This is a genomic window from Thioalkalivibrio sp. AKL8 (genome assembly GCF_000380525.1).
GTDB lineage: Bacteria > Pseudomonadota > Gammaproteobacteria > Ectothiorhodospirales > Ectothiorhodospiraceae > Thioalkalivibrio > Thioalkalivibrio versutus.
The window spans coordinates 119,792-140,364 of sequence record NZ_AQYF01000004.1 but is presented as its reverse complement, the minus strand read 5'-3'; the positions used below and the strand labels follow the sequence as shown (position 1 = coordinate 140,364).

Sequence of the window (20,573 nt, the reverse complement as noted above, 5' to 3'; positions counted from 1 at the left end):
CGGGTGCCCCGCTGTGATCTCTCGACCGGTTGCCCGGCGGTGGGCCTGCATCCCGGAGCGCGAGAGCGGTATACTGTGCGGTCCCGTGGTCGGTGGATGTGCGCCGACCACCGCTGATTTAGACGAGGACGCGTGATGTTCGACGGCCTTTCCAGCCGCCTGCAGGAGACCATGAAGCGCCTGAAGGGTCAGGCGCGGCTCACGGAGGACAATGTCCAGGACGCCCTGCGCGAGGTGCGCATGGCGCTGCTGGAGGCCGACGTGGCCCTGCCGGTGGTGCGCGAGTTCATCAAGGACGTCAAGGAAAAGGCGCTGGGCAAGGAGGTCATCGGCAGCCTGACCCCCGGCCAGGCCCTGATCAAGGTCGTCCATGACGAACTGATCGCGACCATGGGTGGCGAGAATGCCACGCTGAACCTGGCGCAGCAGCCGCCCGCCGTAGTGTTGGTGGCCGGCCTCCAGGGTGCCGGCAAGACCACCAGTATCGGCAAGCTCGCGCGCCTGTTGCGCGAGCGCGAGAAGAAAAAGGTCGCAGTGGTCAGCTGTGACGTCTATCGCCCGGCGGCAATCCAGCAGTTGGAGACCCTGGCCGGCCAGGTCGAAGTCACGTTCTATCCCAGTGACACCAGCCAGAAGCCCGAGGCGATCGCCAGGGATGCGGTCGCCCGCGCCCGCCGCGAGGGCATCGAGGTCCTGCTGGTGGATACCGCGGGCCGCCTGCATGTCGACGAGGACATGATGGCCGAGGTCCAGGCCCTGCATCAGGCGATCGACCCGATCGAGACCCTGTTCGTGGTCGATTCCATGACCGGGCAGGATGCGGCGAACACCGCACGCGCCTTCGGCGAGGCGCTGCCGCTGACCGGCGTGGTGCTGACCAAGGCGGACGGCGATGCCCGTGGGGGTGCGGCCCTCTCGGTGCGCCAGATCACCGGCGTGCCGATCAAGTTTATTGGCATGGGCGAGCGCCCGGATGCCCTGGAGCCGTTCCACCCCGAGCGCATCGCCTCGCGCATCCTCGGCAAGGGCGACGTGCTGTCGCTGGTCGAGGAGGCCAGTCGCCAGGTCGACCAGGATCAGGCCGAGAAGCTGACCCGCAAGTTGAAGAAGGGGCGCGGCTTCGACCTGAACGACCTGCGCGACCAGCTGGGCCAGATGCAGAAGATGGGCGGCATGAGTTCCATGCTCGAGAAGCTCCCCGGCGGCGGCAAGCTGCCGGATGCGGTGAAGAATCAGGCCAACGACAAGGAGATCGGTCGCATGATGGCGGTGATCTCGTCGATGACCGAGCGCGAGCGCCGTCACCCGGAGGTGATCAAGGGCTCGCGCAAGCGCCGTATTGCCGCCGGTTCCGGCACCCAGATTCAGGATGTGAATCGTCTGCTCAAGCAACACACCCAAATGAGCAAGGCGATGAAGAAATTCTCCAAGGGCGGCGCATCGAAGATGATGCGGGCCCTGGGGAGCAAAATGGGCGGCATGGGGGGTATGGGTGGCCCCGGCGGCGGGATGCCGTTTCGCTAGCAGAAACTACCTAAAGCACGCGCGAGCGGCGGCCTGGCGCACAAGGGAGACCTGAGCTCTCCCTTGTGTTGTCGGTCGAATTCGTTATAATCGCGCGTTTTCTCGAGAAAACGGACTCACGGGGTTCAACACTACATGGTTACGATTCGCCTGCTACGCCGCGGCGCCAAGAAGCGCCCGTTTTATTCGATCGTGGTTACCGATTCCCGCGCTCGTCGCGATAGCGGCTACAAGGAGCAGATCGGTTTCTTCAACCCGGTGGCCCGCGGTCAGGAAGAACCGCTGCGCATCGATCTGGAGCGCGTGGACCACTGGCTGGGTCACGGCGCCGGCATGTCCGAGCGTGTGAATCACCTGGTCAAGGGTTACCGCAAGCAGCAGCAGTCCGCGGCGGCCTGAGGGCGCCCGGCCGTTGTACTGACGCTTGGCTGCGGTCATGAATGAGGCGGATGAGCGTATCCGCGTCGGGCGTGTGTCCGGGGTCTATGGCGTCAAGGGTTGGGTGCGGGTCTTTTCCGAGACCGCGCCGCGCGCCGCGATCACCGAATTCCCGCAGCTGTGGATGCAGCACGGGAGTGATTGGCGCCTGGTTGACGTCGAGGGCGGCCGCGGCCATGGCCAGGGCGTCGTGATGAAGTTTCGCGAAGCCGCGGATCGCGATGGGGCGCACCGGTTGATTGGTGCCGAACTCGCGATCGAGCGGGCCTGGTTGCCACCGGCCGAGGATGGCGCCTACTACTGGGCCGATCTTCTGGGCATGGCGGTCGAGAACAACGACGGCGCGGTGTTGGGAACCATCTCGGGTTTTATCGAGACCGGTGCCAACGACGTGCTGGTAGTCCAGGGGGATCGGGAACGCCTGATCCCCTGGGTTCGCGACCAGTACGTGCTGGACGTGGATCTGGAGGCCCGCCGCGTGCGGGTCGACTGGGACCCGGAATTCTGAAGCGGCGCGGATGCGTTTCGACGTCATCTCGCTGTTTCCGGAGCTGGTCGCAGCGGTTGGCGAATCCGGAGTGACCGGGCGGGCCGTGGAGCGCGGTCAGCTGGAACTGAGATACTGGAATCCGCGTGCCTGGGGCGCCGGTGTTCACCAGGCAGTGGACGACCGGCCATATGGCGGGGGTCCGGGCATGGTGATGCAGTACGCGCCGCTGGCGTCCGCGCTGAATGCGGCGCGGGCGGATGCCGAAGCCACGCCGCACGTGATCGCACTGACCCCGCAGGGGCAACCGATCCGGCAGGCGATGCTGCGTGAACTGGCCGGGCGGCCGCGGGTCGCCCTGGTCTGCGGGCGCTACGAGGGTATCGACGAGCGCTTTATCGAGGCGCAGGTCGACGCGGAGTGGTCGCTGGGCGACTTCGTGCTCTCGGGCGGCGAACTTGCGGCGATGGCGGTGATCGATGGCTGTGCCCGCCTGCTACCGGGGGTTCTGGGGCATGCGGACTCGGCCGAGCAGGACTCGTTCAGTGCGGGGCTTCTGGATTGCCCGCACTACACGCGCCCGGAGACGGTCGCCGGGCGTACCGTGCCGCCGGTCCTGAAGGGGGGCGATCATGGCGCGATCCGGCGCTGGCGCCGCCGCGAGGCACTGGGCAGGACCTGGACCCGGCGGCCGGACCTGCTGGCCCGGCTGGAACTCGGGGCCGAAGATGCGGCCCTGTTGGACGAATACCGTGCGAGTGGCCATACCGGCGGCTCGCGCACCGAAAGCGATGATTGAGGTCGAGCAATGAATAACGTCATTCAGGAACTGGAAGCCGAGCAGATGAAGTCGGATGTGCCCGCCTTCGGGCCCGGCGATACCTTGGTGGTGCAGGTCAAGGTTCGCGAAGGCGACCGCGAGCGTCTGCAGGCCTTCGAGGGCGCGGTGATCGCCGTGCGCAACCGCGGCCTCAACTCCGCCTTCACCCTGCGCAAGGTCTCCTACGGCAACGGCGTGGAGCGTACCTTCCAGACCCACAGCCCGCAGATCGCCGAGATCAAGGTGAAGCGCCGCGGCAAGGTGCGTCGTTCCAAGCTGTACTACCTGCGCGACCGGACCGGCAAGGCCGCCCGCATCAAGGAAGACGTCAAGGCCGCGAAGTAACGCGACCGGACGGGGTTCGGCGTATGGCCGAATCCCTGCCACCCCTGGCGTTTAACCATTCGATGTCGGCAGGTCCGATGACCCGCAGCCAGCGCTGCCTCCTCCCCGGAGTCGCGCTGGCTTTTGTGTGGCTGGAATCCGCCGATGGCGAAGTCCTGGCCTGCGACTGGCAGGATCCGGGCGATCCCGAGGACCTGGTGCCGTTGGTGGATATCCCGAGCGCGGATCTCCAGGCGCCGCGCTTTGACCCGGAACGCTACGGTCGTGACGCCACGGCCTGGCGCCCGACGTCGGCTGTACCCCCCGGCAGCGCCCATGCGCGCCGGGTGTGGGCCGCCTTGTCGGAGATCCCGGTGGGCGAGGTGCGCACTTACTCCGAGATCGCGACCCGCGTGGGTTCTGCGCCCCGTGCGGTGGGGCAGGCCTGTCGTGCCAACCCCTGGCCCTTGTTCATCCCCTGCCACCGCGTGGTGTCCTCGCGTTTTCGTACCTCCAGCGATGTCGGCGGTTACGCCGGCGATCAGGTTGGCGAGCTGGCCCAGGTGAAACGCCTGCTGCTGGTCCATGAGGGTGTTCTGGGTCGCGATTGACCCCGCGGCCGCTAGTTCGCAGCTCGCCGATCCCTCCCCATACTCGTACCTGCGTCGGGTGCTTTTCTCATTCTGGCCCGCTATTCCGTGGAGGCCGCGTTAGCCCGCCGTTCTCGGGCTGGTGATGGCCCCCGGGTATTCGCCCGCGGCATCAGGTGTTTGTCGCTCGGGGCGCGCCTGAACGGCGCCTGAAAAAAACTCTGGAAAGGCGGGAATAATAAAGGGGTAATCATCGTCTGCCCCTTGGTGTTGATCCCCAAGAATCGTTGCAAAACAGCCTTTTAGCAAACGCTAATATAGTCTTTTGTGTTGACAGCACGGACTCGGGTTCAGCACTCTGCTACACAGGTCCGGGCCAGATCAGTCCCGGGCTCAATCGAAAAAAAACCCGTGTGATGGAGGTTTCCATGTTCAAGAAAGCATTGCTTGCGTTGCCCGTAGCAATGGCTGTTGGGGCTGCGGCTCAGGCCGGCGAATGGCAAGACCCCAACGATGTCCTGCAGAACTTCCTGCAGGAAAATCCAGACTCCGCCTACCTGCATCAGAGTGAAATGAACATCATGATGATGCCGGACAACCCGGCCCTGTGGCTGGTCGAGGAAGGCGAGGATCTGTTCTACGCCCAGCGTGGCCCGAACAACGTATCCCTGGAAGGCTGCGACTTCGGCAAGGGCCCGGGCGAGCTGGACGGCGCCTATGTCGAACTGCCGCGCTACTTCGAAGATACCGGCAAGGTGATGGACTTCGAAATGCGCCTGGTGCACTGCATGAAGGAACTGCAGGGCTTCACCAGTGATGACGCCGCCGTTGGCCAGCGCCACGGCAACGGCTCCGACATCATGAAGCTGACCACCTTCATCGCCCACCAGTCCTCCGGCATGGCGTGGAACCCGTCGCTGGAGCACCCGGAAGAGCAGGCCATGCGTGATGCGGGCGAGAAACTGTTCTACCGCCGCGGCGGCGCGATGGACTTCAACTGCGCCAGCTGCCATGGCGAAGTGGGCAAGCAGATCCGTGCTTCCGTGCTTCCGCATGTAGGTACCGGTCCGGAATGGTCCAAGGCTGTGTCCTGGCCCGCTCACCGCGCCGGCCACGACAACGTGCGTAGCCAGAACCACCGTATCCGTGGTTGCGTGTGGCAGATGCGTCACGCAGGTATCAAGCACGATACCCCGGTCAACACCGCCCTGATCTCGTTCTGGAACGACGCGGCGCGTGGCGAACCGGCCATCCTGCCTGACCTGAAGCGGTAATCTACGGACGCAATAGGAGACACCAAGTATGTTTAAAAAGAATGCTGTTGCGGCCGGCATGGCCGCGTTCGCATCCGTCGCCCTCGCCGCTGGTTGCGCCGTTGCCGATGGAAGCAAGGGTTCGGATGTCGACATCACCGCGATGAGCGCGGACGAGCTGGCCGAGCATCTCATCTTCGAAACGGACAGCTTCCGTGACCAGGAGATGCAGGAAGGCGGGTCCTGGCGTGATCGCATGACCCAGGACGAGCTGCAGAAGGCCTGCTCCATGGAAGGCGATCCGGATGGCGAAACCGCCGGCCGTGTCGTGGCCATGGCGCGTGCCGGCTACGAGCGTCCGGAAGGCGGCGTGGAGCTGGGTGACTGGCGCAAGGGTGCCGAACTGGCGAATTCCGGTTATGGCTACCGCCAGGGTCATCGCACCGACAACCACGATCAGCGCGAGGCGGGTGGCAACTGCTACAACTGCCACGTGTTCGACCCGCGGGTTTCCGACCAGGGGACCATCGGCCCGAGCCTACAGAACTACGGTGCCAACCGTGGTACCAGCGAAGCGGTGCTGAACTACGTGCACGAGGTGATTTCCAATCCTCACCAGTACTTCCCGTGCACCCAGATGCCGCGGTTCAACTCCGACCGTCACCAGCTCCTGAGCGACGAGCAGATCAGCCATCTCATGGCTTACCTGCTGGATCCGGAGTCGCCGGTCAACAACCAGTAAGCCACACGCTGGTTCGAGGGCGGCCTCCCGGGGCTGCCCTTTTTTGAACCACCGTGGGATGGCCCGCGGTGGTTTTTCCTGACGGACTCGAGCATGGGTCTATTTATTTTGCGGCCATGGGCCGTTGATCCGGGACCTGTTCTCCATCGGGCCTGGAGGCAACCGGGCCTACGCCTGGAAGACGCCGGCACGATGATCGGCCAGAAGCGGCAATAGCCGACGCAAGAGGAGACATCAGGGATGCTTAGGAACAAGACAGTTGGGGCGGGCTTGGCCGTTCTGGCGTCCACGGTGCTGATCGCGGGTTGCGATGGCTGGATGGGCGAGACCAGTGGCGAAGTCGACATTACGGCGATGAGCGCCGATGAATTGGCAGATTACCTCGTGCTGGAAACGGACAGTTATCGTTTCGAGCAGGAGGCACAGGAAGGTGGGTCGGCCCGTGATCGCATGGTGCAGGATGGCATTCAGGCCGCCTGTTCGATCGAGGGCGATCCGAATTCCGGGACCGCGGGCGCGGTGATCGCCATGGCCCGCGAAAGCTACGAGGTGCCGCCGGGTGGTCCGCGCCTGGGCAACTGGCGCCGTGGCGCCGAGTTGGCGCGCTCCGGGTATGGCTACCGTATCGGTCATCGAAACGATGACCATGGTACCCGCGAGGCAGGCGGTAACTGCTACGCCTGCCATCAGATGGATCCGGCCGAGGAGCTTTACGGCACCCTGGGCCCGAGCCTGGCCGGGTATGGGGCCACCCGCGGTAATGACAGTTCGGTGGTGAATTACGTGCACCAGGTGGTGTCCAACCCCCACCAGTACTTCCCGTGCACCCAGATGCCGCGGTTCGGACGCAACAATTTCCTCAGCGAGGAACAGATTGCGCACGTCATGGCGTATCTTCTGGATCCGGACTCGCCGGTCAACCAGTAAGCCGTTCACACGGTCGAGGGCGGTCCTGCCGGGCTGCCCTTCTTGAGCCATCGCGGGTACTCTCGCGGTGGCTTTTTGTTTGAGGAACGCATGCTCAGCTACCAACACGACTATCACGCCGGCAATTTCGCCGACGTGCATAAGCACCTGGTCCTGTGGCAGGTACTGGAATCGCTGCGCGGGCGTGACAAGCCCTTCGTGGCACTGGACCTGCACGCAGGAGCCGGGGGCTATGACCTGACCGGCGCGCGGGCGCGCAAGACCGACGAGGCCGCCTCCGGTATCGCACGTCTGTGGTCTGCGGATCCGGTCTGGCCATCCGCGGGCCGCACGTTCCTGCAGACGCTGCGGGGGATGCAGCCGAAGCCCCCGCGCCTTACCGAATATCCGGGGTCCCCGTTGCTGATTCAGGCGCGGTTGCGCGAACGCGATCGCCTGATCGCGTGCGAACTCCATCCGGAGGCCTATGATCGGCTGCAGACGCGCCTCGCCGGCGATTCACGCTGCCATGTGCACAAGCGTGACGCGCGCGAGGCCGCGCGAGCGCTGTTTCCGCCGGAGCCACGCCGCGGTCTGGTCCTGCTGGACCCGTCCTACGAGCGCAAGTCGGAGTACCGCGAGGTGGCGGAGATGGTGACCACCATCCGTCGGCGCTGGAACACCGGGATCATCCTGGTCTGGTACCCCATTCTCGCAGGCCGGCCGGATCACCCGATGCGCGAACAGTTACGCGCCGAGCTGGACGATCCCTGGCTGGTCAGCGAGTTGCGTATCGCCGCCGACCCGGAGCGCCACCTCGGGTTGGCGGGCTCCGGGATGCTGGTGCTGCGTCCGCCGTGGCAGCTGGAGGAGCAGCTTCCGGAGCTGCTCGCGCCGGTCTGGGCACTGCTGGATCCGGAAGGAGCGGGCGGACTTTACCAGGCCGCGGTCCTTGAAAACGGGACAGGCGACCCTACCTTACGACGTGTCGAGAACAATCAAGGGACACGCACGCCATGACCGAAACCCAGACCGAACCCAGCACCGAAACTCGCCGCTTCGAGACCGAGGTCAGCCAGCTTCTGCAGCTGATGATCCACTCGCTTTATTCCAATCGCGAGATCTTCCTGCGTGAGTTGATCTCCAACGGCGCCGATGCCTGTGACAAGCTGCGTTTCGAGGCCCTGGCCCAGCCGGACGCGATCCCGCAGCCGGCGGAGCTGGTGATTGACGTCGAGGTGGACGCGGAGGCGCGGACGGTGACGGTGCGCGACAACGGCATCGGCATGTCGCGGGACGAGGTGGTCGAACATATCGGCACCATCGCACGCTCGGGTACCAAGGCGTTTCTCGAGAAGCTGACTGGCGACCAGAAAAAGGATTCCCAGCTGATTGGTCAGTTCGGCGTGGGTTTCTACTCGTCGTTCATCGTCGCCGACCACGTGCGCCTGGAGACGCGCCGCGCCGGCAGCGAACAGGATGCGGGTACCCGCTGGGAGTCGCGTGGCGATGGTGAATACACCATTACCCCATGCGAGCGCACCGAGGCCGGGACCGAGATCACCCTGACGCTGAAGGAAGACGCCGGCGAGTTTCTCGAGCCCGTGCGTCTGCGCCACATCATCGGGCGCTACTCGGACCATGTGGCGTTCCCGATCCGCATGCGCAAGCAGGACGAGGAGGGCAACCCTACCGACGACTGGGAGACCGTGAACCGTGCCAGCGCGCTGTGGACTCGCTCGAAGAGCGAGATCAGCGACGAGGAATACCGGGAGTTCTACAAGCACGTCGCGCACGACTTCGAGGATCCGGCCGCCTGGACCCACAATCACGTGGAGGGCCGGCAGGAATACACCACGCTGTTCTACATCCCGAAGCGCGCGCCGTTCGACCTTTGGGATCGCGATGCCCGCCACGGGGTGAAGCTCTACGTGAAGCGGGTGTTCATCATGGACGACGCGGACAAGCTGCTGCCCAACTACCTGCGCTTCGTGCGCGGGGTGGTGGACTCGGCGGACCTGCCGCTGAACGTCTCGCGCGAGATCCTGCAGGACAACCGCCTGGTGGACTCGATCCGCTCCGGTTCGGTGAAGAAGATCCTGGGGCTGCTGGAAAGCATCGCCAAAAACGAGCCCGAGGCGTACGCCGAGATCTGGCAGAACTTCGGGCGGGTGCTGAAGGAGGGCCCGGGCGAGGATTTCGCCAACCAGGAGGCGATCGCCAAGTTGCTGCGCTTTGCCAGCACCCATAACAGCGACGACACCCAGAACGTCGCGCTGGCGGATTACCTCGGGCGCATGAAGGAGGGCCAGGAGGCGATCTACCTGATCACTGCCGACAATGCCTCCGCAGCGCGCAATAGCCCGCACCTGGAGATCTTCCGCAAGCACGGGATCGAGGTCCTGTTGCTGTCGGACCGGGTCGACGAGTGGCTGCTGTCCCACCTGCGCGAGTTCGACGGCAAGCCCATCAAGAATGTCGCCAAGGGTGACCTGGACCTCGACAAGATCATCGGCGAGGACGTCGAGCAGAAGGACGAGACCGGCGAACAAGCCGCGGAGGGCGACCTGGGCGATCTGCCGGAACGTCTGCAGCAGGCCCTGGGCGACCGCGTGGAGAGCGTGCGGCCCTCGCGGCGGTTGGTGGAGTCCCCGGCCTGTATCGTGCTTGGCGAGCACGAGATGGCGCTGTATCTGCAGGAACTGCTGAAACAGGCGGGCCAGGAGACCTTCTCCGGCAAGCCGGTGCTGGAGGTCAACCCGGGCCATCCGCTGGTCGCACGCCTCAAGGCCGCGGAAGGCGACGACTTCAACGACCTGGCCTCCTTGCTGTTCGAGCAGTCCCTGCTGGCCGAGGGCGGACAGCTGGAGGACCCGAGCGGCTTCGTCGCCCGGTTGAACCGACTGCTGTTGCAGAAGGCCGCCTGACCCGGCGGACACCCCACCCGCCGGAAACCGCGTGTCCGGCGGGTGGACCTGACGTGGAGCGATATTCCGCGTTACCCTTAAAAGTTCATGTATTAAGAGGGCAAAGCCCATGCAAGTCGCGCAGAACGCCGTGGTGGCCATCCACTACACCCTGACCAACGATGCTGGCGAGAAAATCGACAGCTCCGAAGGCCGCGAGCCGCTGGCCTACCTGCACGGACAAGGCCAGATTGTCCCGGGCCTGGAAAAGGAGCTGGAGGGCAAGGCCGCCGGTGACAAGGTCCAGGCGAAGGTCTCCCCGGAAGAAGGCTATGGCGAGAAGATCGACGCCATGGTTCAGGAGATCCCGATGGAGGCCTTCCAGGGCGTTGAATCCGTCGAGCCGGGGATGCAGTTCCAGGCGCAGACCGAGAACGGCCCGCTGACGGTCACCGTGACCAAGGTCGAGGGCGACACCGCCACGGTCGATGGCAACCATCCGCTGGCCGGCGAGACCCTGAACTTCGACGTCGAGATTGTCGAAGTCCGCGAGGCCTCGGCCGAAGAGCTGGAGCACGGCCACGCCCACGGCGAGGGCGGTCACCAGCACTGATCGCGCCTGGCCGGCGATACCGCCGGCCTAGCCGCCTTTTTCGACCCGCCCCGGTGCCGCCGGGGCGGGTTTTATCGTTTTGGACCCGAGGAAAGTTGACCCGGGCTGCCGCGTATCGATCCGGAGCGAATGGTGCCATATGCGACTGGTATTGCAAACCATTCGCATTAAGGGTAGGGTGCGCTCTGTTCGTGGGCAGTGACTTGGCAATCCGCCGGCTAGCCGCGATAGTCGGATTCCGGGAGATGCGTGACCCATACGCGCCGATGTGCGAGCGGGTTAGCTTCTCTTCGGTCAAGGCGTCTATACATTCGTGTCCTGCGGCGAGCTAGCTCATCCATGACCCACCGTTCTTCCATATCCCCTTCCGGCAGTCGTCGTGCGTTGGCGCTGGGCGTGGCCGTGAGCTTCGCGCTGCATGGCGGGATACTGGGCTCGCTATGGGTGATGCGTGATGCCGCACCGGAGTTGGCTGGCACCCGGGGCGGGGGCATGGAGGCACACTGGGTCGAACTGGACGCAGTGTTGCCTGACCCGACCGGGCAAGAAACGGCGGTCGTTGAACCCGACGCCGTGACCGAGACACTTGAGGAACCGGAACCGGAACCGGAACCGGAACCGGAACCGGAACCGGAACCGGAACCGGAACCGGAACCGGAACCGGAACCGGAACCGGAACCAGAGCCGGAACCAGAGCCGGAACCAGAGCCGGAACCAGAGCCGGAACCAGAGCCGGAACCAGAGCCGGAACCAGAGCCGGAACCAGAGCCAGAGCCAGAGCCAGAGCCAGAGCCAGAGCCAGAACCGGAGCCAGAACCGGAGCCAGAACCGGAGCCAGAACCGGAGCCAGAACCGAGTCGTTCGGGCGCGTCCGGGCCGGCCGAAGACCAGGAGCCGGCGACGGAGGCGGCCCCCGGTGGTCCGGTGGGCCAAGAGGACGAGCCCTTCGAGGAGCCGGGGTTCGGGGCGGAGTACCTGAATAACCCGCCGCCGGACTATCCGCGAATCTCGTTGCGCCGAGGGGAGGAGGGTACCGTCCTGCTGCGAGTCCGGGTCTCCGCGCAGGGGCAGCCGCTGGACTGGTCGGTGGAGGAGAGCAGCGGCCACCGGCGCCTGGACGATGCCGCCGAGGCGGCGATCGAGCATTGGGAGTTCGAGCCTGCCCGCCGTGGGGGACGCGCGGTGGAGGGCGTGGTGCTCGTACCGATGGACTTTTCGATTCGATGACAAGGCCGGCGCATGAAGCGCTGCGCAGCCGGGGATGATTGCATGAACGAGTTCGATGTCTTCTACGTGTTTCGCCATGGTGACCCGGTGCTGGTCGCGGTCTTCGCGATCCTGCTGCTGATGTCCGTCGCGACCTGGGCGATTGCCGCGAGCAAGCTGCTGACGCTGATTGGCGTGCGTCGCGACAACCGCGCCGCGTTGGCGGCCTTCGATGCCAGCCAGACGGCGCCGGCCTTCCACGACGCGATCCACGACCAGCGCGGCCCGCTGGCGGTGATCGGTCAGGAGGCGTTTGCCGCGTTCGACGACTACCGCGGGGTGCGTGATGGGTCGGACAAGGCCGAGCAGCGCCTGGACGACCACGTGGTGCGCCGGATTCGCCAGGCGATGGACCGGCAGCTGCTGCGCATGCAGGCCGGCAATATCGTGTTCGCCTCGGTCGGGGCGCTGGCGCCCTTTGTCGGACTCCTCGGTACCGTCTGGGGTATCCATGGCGCCCTGATCGACATCTCACAGGAGTCGTCGGTGTCCATGGATCTGGTGGCGGGTCCGCTCGGCGAGGCCCTGGTGGCGACCGCCGCCGGCCTGGCCGCGGCGATCCCGGCGGTGGCCTTCTTCAACATCTTCAATCGCTCCCAGCGCCTGTTGCATCAGGACTTCGAGGCCTTTGCACACGATGTGCATGCGCTGCTGATGCACTCTGACCTGAAGCCCGGCAATGCTCGCGAGGCGCGTGACCGTCGCACCGATCCGCATGCACTGCCGGACGACGGCCTGCACCAGGAGGGCTAAGCCATGGCCTTCGGACGCATGGGCGACACCAGCGAACCAATGTCGGACATGAACGTGATCCCGCTGGTGGATGTGATGCTGGTGCTGCTGGTGATCTTCATCATCACTGCACCGGTGATTACCCACTCGGTGGACCTGGATCTGCCTCAGGCCGCCAGCGAGCCGGTGGACGAGCTGCCGGACAGCGTGACGCTGTCCCTGGACGGAAGCGGCGACCTGTACTGGAACAACGAGTCGGTCTCCCAGGAGCGTCTCCCGGCGCGCCTGCGCGAGGCGCTGGAGACACAACCGGACATCGCGATCTATCTGCGCGCGGATCGTGACACGCGTTACGAACGCCTGGCCCGGGTGATGGCCGAGGTGCGCCAGTCCGGGGTGAGCCGCATGGCCTTCGTCTCCGAACCGGAGGGGGAACAATGAATTCCGGAACGCATCCACCCGGCAAGCCGGCTGTCCGCCAGGATCCGGGCCCGCGCGAGATCGCCAGCGAGCAGCTGCTGGGCTCCGCGCGGCAGATCCGCATCTGCCACCGCGGCGAGTGGTACACCCTGCGCCGGACCGCCAACGACAAGCTGATCCTGACCAAGTAAACCCCGTGAAACACCGGCCACGGTCCACACCGTGGCACCTGCCAGCCAGGGGAGCCTCTCCCTCAGCCAGCCTCCAATCCGTCACCGATCCGCGGCGCCCCGGCGTCCGTGGCGGTGTTGATGCTGGCCAACTCAAGGGAGACAACCATGGCTCGAAACCATCTGGCAAGCCGCCGAATCGCACGACCCGCCGACCACTCGCGCAACTCCGGGGTATGGAGGCGACGTGCCGTCGTACTCGCAATTGCCGGGGCCGTGGGGATTCCCGCGCTGCATGCCGACGAGGCCGCCCCGACCGCCGAGTCCGGAACCGAGGCCCGGCTGGCGCCGGTGCAAATCCTCGGAGACGTGACCGCGACGCAGCGCCTGCCCGGTTCGGCGGCCGTGGTGGGTCGCGAACAGCTGGAAACCGAAGGGACCACGGACATCCACCAGGCGCTCAAGACCGTGCCCGGCGTGTACGTGCAGGAGGAAGACGGGGCGGGTCTGCGCCCCAATATCGGGATCCGTGCGGCGCCTCCGGGCCGCAGCAGCAAGGTGACCCTGATGGAGGACAACGTGCTGATCGCCCCGGCACCGTATTCCAACCCGGCGGCCTACTATTTCCCGACCACGATGCGGGTCAGCGAGATCGAAGTGCTCAAGGGGGCCCCGCTGTTGCGCCACGGGCCGCAGACCACCGGGGGCGTGATCAATCTGGTATCCACGCCCATCCCCCGGGAACGCGGAGGCTCCATCGAGACGGTGGTGAACGATCGGGGCGGCACCGACGTGCACGCGATGTTCGGGGATCGCTCCGGTGACTGGAGCTACATGGTCGAGACCGTCCAGCGCAACGGGGCCGGCTTCAAGGACATCGATCGCAGCAACCGCGATACCGGCTACGACATCCAGGACTATGTCGGCAAGCTGCGCTGGGATGGCGAGCGCCAGAGCATCGAGGCCAAGGTCCAGTACTCGGAGGAAACGTCCAACGAGACCTATCTTGGCCTGACCGACGCGGATTTCGCGCGTGACCCCAATCGGCGCTATGGCCTGTCCGAGATCGATCAGATGGAGAACGACCACCTCGGTCTGAGCGTCACGCATGACATCGATTGGTCCGAGCGCGTGCGCATGACCACCACGTTGTACCGCAACGAATTCGCCCGAAACTGGTTCAAGCTGGGCGGGGGTAGCGCGTTCATTGATGACGCCAATCGGGGCGACGCGACCGCGCAACGAATCCTCCGGGGCGAGGACGATGTGGCGGGGATGACCTACCGCAACAACAACCGTGAGTATGTGTCCGAGGGCATCCAGACCGAACTGGGCATGGACTTCGGGGACCACTGGCTGCGTGCGGGTGCCCGCTATCACCAGGACGAGATGGACCGCTTCCAGCCGGACGACATCTACGATCAGGTCAACGGTTCCCTGGTCTACCAGGAGACCATCCAGCCGACGGGCAGCAACAACCGGTTCGAGGATGCGCAGGCCCGGAGCTTCTGGCTCGCCGACGAGTGGTACGTCAGTGACCGGCTGACCGCGAACCTGCTGCTGCGCTATGAGGATGTCGAGACCTCGCGGACCCAGTATGCCGACACGCAGCGTAACGTCGTGGATTCGCGGCGCTCCAACTCGAGCAGCGTCTGGCTGCCCGGGGCCTCGCTAACCTACGACTTCACGGACCGCTGGCAACTCCTGGCGGGGGTTCACCGTGGGTTTGCTCCCCTGGGGGGCGGTGCGACCGAAGACCAGGACCCGGAAACCAGCACGAACTGGGAACTGGGCGCCCGGTATCAGGGCGACCATGCGTTTGTCGAGGCGATTGGTTTCTACAGCGATTTCTCCGACTTCGTGCAGAACTGCTCGGTGGCGACGCCCTGCTCGGACGGCGCCACCTCCGGGACCTTCACGACCGGGGAGGCGGTCATCTCCGGACTGGAGTTGCGGGCCTCCACTGGGATGGATCTGGGATCCTTCCACGCGCCCCTGGAGGCCAGCTACACCTACACCAGCGCCAAGGCCAGCGCGGACAACCCGGCCTCGGGGCAGCAAGAGGGCGATCGCTTGCAGGGGGTCCCGCGCCACCAGTTCAGCCTTCGAGGGGGCCTCGAGCACGCGAGTGGCTGGAACCACTACGCGGTCGTGAAGTACATCGACGCGACCTGCAATAGCGATGGCTGTAACCGGAGCACGGGCGCATTCGACCGCACCGAGTCGCTGACCACGATCGACCTGGTGAGCCAGTATCCCCTGGGCAGGAACACCGACCTCTATGCCCGGGTGAGCAATGTGCTGGATGAGCAACAAATCATCTCCCGTTCCCCGGACGGTGCCCGGCCCAACGAACCGCGTACGTTCTCGGTCGGGTTGACGCACCGGTTCTGAGTCGGTGTCTCTTGCATCGAAGACCGCACCTTCCTCGGGTGCGGTCTTCTTGTATGGGAAACCGGAATCGGTAGCCCGTCACATTCTGGAGGGCGGGTTTCCGGCAAGACGGATCGTATGTTGGGCTTCCCGGTCGAATGCCCCGAGTGTCCCCGGTTCGACGGGTAACTGTCGGGTACTGGGGGCGAAGCGAGAAAGGACCCTTACGGTAAAGGAGAACACCATGTGGAAATCGCGACTGACGATCCTGATGCTTGCCCTGATGATGGCGCTGGGCAGTGCCACCCTCGCGGGGTGTGACAATCAGGGCCCGGCGGAAGAGGCCGGCGAGAACATCGATGACGCCATGGACGATGCGGGCGATTCGATGGAGGATGCCGGCGACGAGATGGAAGACACCTTCAGCAACTGATTTCCTGCCCTGCAGTACGTGAAAGCCCCGGCACGCGCAGCGTGTCGGGGCTTTTTTTGTGGCGGACCAGCGCCAGCTGGTCGCCTGGGTGACGGATCCGGGGCAGGATCAGAGGCGGTCGTCACCCTCGGGTTCCAGGGAGCCGCCCTGCTCGTCCATGCCGTCATCCATCGGGGGCTGCTGCATGTCGCCTTCCCGCGGCTGCTGTTGCTGCATGCCGTCTTGGGGTGGTGGGGCGCTCTGCATGCCGCCTTCACCGGTCTCGGGCTGTTGCTGCATCTGTTGCTCTTCGAACTCGTCCATGCCCATGTCGCCGTCGGAGCAGCCCATCAGGAAGACGAGGGGTGCGATGGCCATGGCGGCCAGGATCTTGGTGGAATGTTTCATGGAAACTCCTGTGTATCCGGGGTGAATGTGAACGGACAAATGACGTTCAATCCGGTTGACCGGAATACCCCCTCATATGTTGCGAGAAGTTCATCACACTCCATCGTTTCGGTGAGGCGATCGTGGCGCTCATCACGTATCCCCGTGCGGTTTGTCGACGCATCACGAACCCACCGCTACAGTGATGCCCAGGCAATTCACGGACCGTAGTGATGGCGCAATCCTCCCAACCCGACCCCCTCCTCGATCAGGCCCGCTCGGCCTGGGCCCGGGGCGAACATGACGCTGCGATGACCCTTTGGCGCCAGGGTGCCGAGGCGGGGGATCCGCAGTGCGCGTTTAATCTTGGCGTGCTGCTGGACGAAGGGCAGTACCTGCCCCGGGATCCGCTCGAGGCCGCGCAGTGGTACCAGCGCTCAGCCGAGGCCGGCTTCCCGGATGCGGCCTTCAACCTGGCGGTGCTGTTCGAGCAGGGTGATGGGCCGGAGGCGAATCCCAACGAGGCCGCGCGCTGGTTCCATATTGCCGCCGAGCGCGGGAACGCCCAGGCCATGTTCAATCTGGGTCTCAAGTTCGACGAGGGCCGGGGCCTGCCGCAGGACCCGGAACAGGCGGCACAGTGGTACCTGCTGGCGGCCGAGGCCGGTGAGGGGCGTGGGGCGGCCAATCTCGCGCGTCTGTTCGCGATGGGCGAGGGCGTGGAGCGGTCCGACGTGTCGGCGTTCAAGTGGTATGCGATTGCGGCGGAGATGGGGGTTGCGAGCGCCGCGCGGCACCGCGAGCGGGTCGCTCGCGAGCTGAGCCCGGAGCAGCGCCTGCATGCCGGTGAGCGTGCGCAGGAGTGGTTGCAGGGCCATTCGTCGCCCCGTCTGCAATAGCGGGTCGGTCGGGCGCTTGCGCTGGGGTGCCCCTGAGACTGAGAAAGGGGCAAGGCGTTGCGGTTGGCGTTGGGCTAGATCACTACGTTCAGTTCGCGGCGCGGCTCTTCGGCCGGGCCGGCCAGGCTGACCGCGAGTTCCACGCGACGGCGCAGGGCCTCGACACCACCACCGCTCAGCGGGCCGCCGTCCGCCGGCATGGCCTCGGCGGAATCATTGCCGCTGCGGAACGCCTCGATCTGGGCCGCCACGCGGGCGCGGGAGGCCATCTCCTGGTCCGATCGCGGGAAGGCCAGTCCCTGATCCTGTTCGGCATCACCGCGCCGGTTGTCGTCCTGTTCCGGGCGGTCTTCGAGCGGCCGGCGGGCTGCGCCGGCCTCCGGATCGTTCAGCGGGCGTTCGAAATCCGCCGGGGTGGAGAGTTGGCCCAGGCCCAGCCGGTCGCTTCCGGTCGGGCGTGTGCCGATCGGTACTGCAGCTGAGGGGTTGGAGACTGGGACTTCCATCGTGTGACTCGTCGAGCCCCCTGATCGTTACGTGGTCTTGTCGCCTGGATTCAGGCGCGCACATCCAGCAGTGAGCCGATCATTCGATCTTCGGCCTGCAGGGTCTTCACCGAGGCCTCGATCTGATTCTGGCTGGCGATCATGCCGACCTGGGCGCCCATGCCCTCGCGACTGCCCGCATTCTCGGTGGCCACCGTATGTGCCTGCTGGCGCATGCTGGTCATGCCCTTCTGAATGCCCGCGAGGGAGGTGCTGCCGTCGATCATCGTTTCGAACTCGTTATGGTTTTCGGTTGCAACCCTACGACCGAATTATAGATCAATTAGTTGCACTTCACCGGAAGCCCATCCAGGAAGGCGTCAGGAGGTGCCGAGCAAGCCTTGCAGGCGGGCTTGAACAGCCTCGCGGGCGCCGGCCTGTCGCGCCTGCCATGCAGCCAGACGCTCGCGGCGAGCCTGCCGATCAATCCCTTCCGCCAGGCGGGCAAGCACCTCTTCGGCCACCTGTTCGGGGTCCTCGCCGCGGGCGACCAGGCCGGTGTGTTCGGCCGCGATGCGCAGCCGGGTGGCGGCGTCCGGATGGCGCTCGTGCTGCGCGGGGCCGCAGATCACCGCGCTGCCACAGGCCAGTGGCAGCCCCAGGTCCGGAGGGGTCTCGCTGGCGGCCAGGGTGCCACCCGGCAGGGTCACGTCGGCGCAGGTGTAGGCGGCGTGCAGGGTCTCCGGGTCCTCGATGTAGTAGACCCGGTTCTTGCGCGGCACGAAGGACGTCATGAAGCGGTTGTGGCGGATGATCGGCAGGGAGTACTTGATCGCGTCGCGATAGACCGGCTCGTGGCGTGCCGGGTCGGCCGGGGCCAGCAACAGGATGGCGGCGCTCTTGCGCAGGACCGCGAACAACACGGCGAAGGCGAAGGCCTCCTCGCCCGGGCCAGTATTGGGTGCCAGCAGGATCGGGTGACCCTTCTCGTGGTACTCGCGAAAACGCTCGCAGAACCCGTCATCTCCGGATGGCGCGGGCGGCAGTTCCACCGCGCCGGCGATCGGATCGCCGATCACCTCGACCGGGCCGGAGGGGGTAGCGGCCTCGCGTGCAGCGAAGACCGCATTCCATTCGACGCCTGCCGCGCCGTCACCCTCGGCATTGATCCAGATGCGTGGCACGTGGACCGCGCCGAGGGCGGGTCCCAGGTCCAGATCGCCAGCGTGCAGGGGGCCGATGACCAGGATGGCGCGCGGTTGCAGGCGCGCCAGACGTGTGGCGGCCAGTTCGGGGCGCATCGCCAGGGCCGGGAGGCCGTCGATCAGGCCCTCGACCTCGCGGTCCTGGCCACAGTCGGTGACGCCGAGGGCGATGGGGCCGACGGACCCGGCCAGCTCCTGCAGCCAGTCGGCGGCGGTCTCCAGAGTGGCCCGCGGGGCCAGGACCAGGATGCGCCCGCTGCTTTCGCCGGGGACGGAGCGGGCGGTGATCCAGGCAGACAAACGTGCGAACATGGTGGGCTGTTATCCGGTCGTCGGGCGAGCGCCGCATTATACGAGGCGCCGCACAGCGCCCGCCACGGGCGGGCTACACGTTGTCTCGAGGGGAATCGCGGAATGGGCATACGCTGGATCATCGGGCTGGTGGTGATGGGGGTCATCCTGGCCCTGGCCATGTGGGTCTATTCCAACCCCGGCGGGATGCGCAGCCAGCAGTTCTCCGATCTGCCCTGGCAGATCGAGGTGGGGGACCGCCAGCGCACCCGGGTGCTGGGGGTCGTGCTGGGCGAGACCACCATGGCGGATCTGATGCACCGCCTGCCGGTGCCGGATATCCGCCTGTTCGTGGACGCGGACGGCTCGCGTTCGCTGGAGGCCTATTACGTGAACGCGCGCATCCCGCCGTTCGAGGCCAACCTGATCCTGCGCCCGGATCTGGACGAGGCCGCGCTGGACCGGATTCAATCCGAAGTCACCTCCGAGCGCCCGATGCCCAGTGGCGCCCGGCGCTACGGGCTGAGCGACAATGCCCTGACCTCGCTGGGCAATGTGCCGATCGTCGAGATGAGCTATATCCCCCGCGCGCAATGGACCGAGGACCTGATCACCAAGCGCTTCGGCGAGCCCCGCGAGCGGATGCGCATCGCCTCCGATCACAGTTACTGGCTCTACCCCGAGGAGGGGCTGGTTATCCTGGTCCCGCGGCGCGGCCGCGTGCTGATGCATTACGTCATCCAGGACCGCTGGGGGCAGACGGTGGAGCGCCTGCGCGATGAGGGGCGGCGCCGTCTGGGCGAGGATCACGGGGATCATGAGTGAGTCGAACCCGACGGATGACCGCCCGTTCTGGGAGCGCCCGCTCGAGAGCCTGACCCATGCCGAGTGGGAGGCCCTGTGCGATGGCTGCGGGCGCTGCTGCCTGCACAAGCTGGAAGACGAGGACTCGGGCGAGCTCGCCTTCACCTGGCTGGCCTGCGATCTGCTCGACTGCGAGACCGGCTACTGCTCCGACTACGCGAACCGCCGCGACTTCGTGCCGGACTGCATCCAGCTGACCCGGAAGGACCTGCCGCACTATCACTGGCTGCCACCGACCTGCGCCTACCGGCTGCGCTTCGAGGGCCACCCTCTGCCAGCCTGGCATCCCCTGCTGAGCGGCGATCCGGAGACGGTCCGCCGCGCCCGCGTTTCAGTGGCCGGGCGCGTGATCCGCGAGCAGGACGCCCCGGACCTGCCACTGATCGACTACGTCGTGGACTGGCCCGGCGAGGTGCCCGAGTCCGCGCGCCTGTGGCGCCCGGTGGTCCGCCTGCCGCGGGAGTAG

25 protein-coding genes are annotated in these 20,573 nt (G+C 65.9%); 21 read left to right on the top strand and 4 right to left on the bottom strand.

Features of this window, described 5'->3' with window-relative positions:
• Window positions 1-135 precede the first annotated feature (135 nt).
• The 18 genes from ffh (at window position 136) to G335_RS0102670 (ending at window position 15,997) form a co-directional block, all read left to right on the top strand.
• On the top strand, window positions 136-1,524 hold the full coding sequence (ffh, locus tag G335_RS0102760) for a signal recognition particle protein (RefSeq protein ID WP_018175870.1): 1,389 nt from the start codon (window positions 136-138) through the stop codon (window positions 1,522-1,524).
• A gap of 135 nt (window positions 1,525-1,659) precedes the next feature.
• The gene (gene rpsP, locus G335_RS0102755) at window positions 1,660-1,923 is read left to right on the top strand and encodes a 30S ribosomal protein S16 (RefSeq protein ID WP_018145315.1); all 264 of its coding nucleotides are present in this window, start codon (window positions 1,660-1,662) and stop codon (window positions 1,921-1,923) included.
• 37 nt (window positions 1,924-1,960) lie between these two features.
• Window positions 1,961-2,470, top strand: coding sequence for a ribosome maturation factor RimM (gene rimM / locus G335_RS0102750; RefSeq protein WP_018169174.1), 510 nt, complete (start codon window positions 1,961-1,963; stop codon window positions 2,468-2,470).
• A 10-nt stretch (window positions 2,471-2,480) separates the two neighbouring features.
• Window positions 2,481-3,248, top strand: coding sequence for a tRNA (guanosine(37)-N1)-methyltransferase TrmD (gene trmD, locus G335_RS0102745; RefSeq protein WP_018169173.1), 768 nt, complete (start codon window positions 2,481-2,483; stop codon window positions 3,246-3,248).
• A gap of 9 nt (window positions 3,249-3,257) precedes the next feature.
• Window positions 3,258-3,614 (top strand): 50S ribosomal protein L19, encoded by a 357-nt coding sequence (rplS, locus tag G335_RS0102740; protein WP_018145318.1) that lies wholly within the window; start codon window positions 3,258-3,260, stop codon window positions 3,612-3,614.
• Between the two features lie 23 nt (window positions 3,615-3,637).
• On the top strand, window positions 3,638-4,204 hold the full coding sequence (locus tag G335_RS0102735; protein ID WP_018169172.1) for a methylated-DNA--[protein]-cysteine S-methyltransferase: 567 nt from the start codon (window positions 3,638-3,640) through the stop codon (window positions 4,202-4,204).
• Window positions 4,205-4,647: 443 nt separating this feature from the next.
• A complete protein-coding gene (gene soxA / locus G335_RS0102730; RefSeq protein WP_026304754.1) occupies window positions 4,648-5,457 on the top strand; it encodes a sulfur oxidation c-type cytochrome SoxA in 810 nt (269 codons plus the stop codon).
• A 28-nt stretch (window positions 5,458-5,485) separates the two neighbouring features.
• Complete coding sequence (gene soxX / locus G335_RS0102725) at window positions 5,486-6,178, top strand: sulfur oxidation c-type cytochrome SoxX (protein ID WP_018145321.1); 693 nt, start codon at window positions 5,486-5,488, stop codon at window positions 6,176-6,178.
• Window positions 6,179-6,418: 240 nt separating this feature from the next.
• Entirely contained in the window at window positions 6,419-7,105 is a 687-nt protein-coding gene (soxX, locus tag G335_RS0102720) for a sulfur oxidation c-type cytochrome SoxX (RefSeq protein WP_026304753.1), read from the top strand.
• A gap of 90 nt (window positions 7,106-7,195) precedes the next feature.
• Complete coding sequence (locus G335_RS0102715; protein WP_018175867.1) at window positions 7,196-8,104, top strand: 23S rRNA (adenine(2030)-N(6))-methyltransferase RlmJ; 909 nt, start codon at window positions 7,196-7,198, stop codon at window positions 8,102-8,104.
• Window positions 8,101-10,011, top strand: coding sequence for a molecular chaperone HtpG (gene htpG, locus G335_RS0102710; RefSeq protein ID WP_018175866.1), 1,911 nt, complete (start codon window positions 8,101-8,103; stop codon window positions 10,009-10,011). Before G335_RS0102715 ends, htpG begins: the two co-directional genes overlap by 4 nt.
• A gap of 109 nt (window positions 10,012-10,120) precedes the next feature.
• Window positions 10,121-10,603, top strand: a complete 483-nt coding sequence (locus G335_RS0102705; protein WP_018169167.1) for a peptidylprolyl isomerase — start codon at window positions 10,121-10,123, stop codon at window positions 10,601-10,603.
• A gap of 492 nt (window positions 10,604-11,095) precedes the next feature.
• Window positions 11,096-11,830 (top strand): energy transducer TonB, encoded by a 735-nt coding sequence (locus G335_RS13710; protein WP_369773004.1) that lies wholly within the window; start codon window positions 11,096-11,098, stop codon window positions 11,828-11,830.
• A 42-nt stretch (window positions 11,831-11,872) separates the two neighbouring features.
• Window positions 11,873-12,622, top strand: a complete 750-nt coding sequence (locus G335_RS0102690; RefSeq protein WP_018169164.1) for a MotA/TolQ/ExbB proton channel family protein — start codon at window positions 11,873-11,875, stop codon at window positions 12,620-12,622.
• A 3-nt stretch (window positions 12,623-12,625) separates the two neighbouring features.
• Window positions 12,626-13,042, top strand: coding sequence for a biopolymer transporter ExbD (locus G335_RS0102685; protein WP_018175864.1), 417 nt, complete (start codon window positions 12,626-12,628; stop codon window positions 13,040-13,042).
• Window positions 13,039-13,212, top strand: a complete 174-nt coding sequence (hemP, locus tag G335_RS13705) for a hemin uptake protein HemP (RefSeq protein ID WP_018175863.1) — start codon at window positions 13,039-13,041, stop codon at window positions 13,210-13,212. The genes G335_RS0102685 and hemP overlap by 4 nt, the downstream gene beginning before the upstream one ends.
• 255 nt (window positions 13,213-13,467) lie before the next feature.
• Window positions 13,468-15,585, top strand: coding sequence for a TonB-dependent receptor domain-containing protein (locus G335_RS0102675; RefSeq protein WP_018175862.1), 2,118 nt, complete (start codon window positions 13,468-13,470; stop codon window positions 15,583-15,585).
• Window positions 15,586-15,808: 223 nt separating this feature from the next.
• A complete protein-coding gene (locus G335_RS0102670) occupies window positions 15,809-15,997 on the top strand; it encodes a hypothetical protein (protein WP_018145331.1) in 189 nt (62 codons plus the stop codon).
• 108 nt (window positions 15,998-16,105) lie between these two features.
• Here the strand turns inward: G335_RS0102670 and G335_RS0102665 are convergent, their stop codons facing one another.
• Complete coding sequence (locus G335_RS0102665; RefSeq protein ID WP_018175861.1) at window positions 16,106-16,384, bottom strand: hypothetical protein; 279 nt, start codon at window positions 16,382-16,384, stop codon at window positions 16,106-16,108.
• A gap of 212 nt (window positions 16,385-16,596) precedes the next feature.
• Between G335_RS0102665 and G335_RS0102660 the strand changes: the two genes are divergently transcribed.
• Window positions 16,597-17,262 carry a tetratricopeptide repeat protein gene (locus G335_RS0102660; RefSeq protein ID WP_018175860.1) on the top strand — a complete coding sequence of 222 codons (666 nt, stop codon included), beginning with the start codon at window positions 16,597-16,599 and terminating at the stop codon, window positions 17,260-17,262.
• A gap of 74 nt (window positions 17,263-17,336) precedes the next feature.
• Here G335_RS0102660 and G335_RS0102655 read toward each other — a convergent pair whose 3' ends face one another.
• The 3 genes from G335_RS0102655 to G335_RS0102645 form a co-directional block, all read right to left on the bottom strand.
• A complete protein-coding gene (locus G335_RS0102655) occupies window positions 17,337-17,768 on the bottom strand; it encodes a hypothetical protein (protein WP_018175859.1) in 432 nt (143 codons plus the stop codon).
• A gap of 50 nt (window positions 17,769-17,818) precedes the next feature.
• Window positions 17,819-18,034, bottom strand: coding sequence for a hypothetical protein (locus G335_RS0102650; RefSeq protein WP_018145335.1), 216 nt, complete (start codon window positions 18,032-18,034; stop codon window positions 17,819-17,821).
• A 93-nt stretch (window positions 18,035-18,127) separates the two neighbouring features.
• The gene (locus G335_RS0102645; protein WP_018175858.1) at window positions 18,128-19,264 is read right to left on the bottom strand and encodes a hypothetical protein; all 1,137 of its coding nucleotides are present in this window, start codon (window positions 19,262-19,264) and stop codon (window positions 18,128-18,130) included.
• A gap of 102 nt (window positions 19,265-19,366) precedes the next feature.
• Between G335_RS0102645 and G335_RS0102640 the strand changes: the two genes are divergently transcribed.
• The gene (locus G335_RS0102640) at window positions 19,367-20,068 is read left to right on the top strand and encodes a hypothetical protein (RefSeq protein ID WP_018175857.1); all 702 of its coding nucleotides are present in this window, start codon (window positions 19,367-19,369) and stop codon (window positions 20,066-20,068) included.
• On the top strand, window positions 20,061-20,573 hold the full coding sequence (locus G335_RS0102635) for a YcgN family cysteine cluster protein (RefSeq protein WP_018145338.1): 513 nt from the start codon (window positions 20,061-20,063) through the stop codon (window positions 20,571-20,573). Before G335_RS0102640 ends, G335_RS0102635 begins: the two co-directional genes overlap by 8 nt.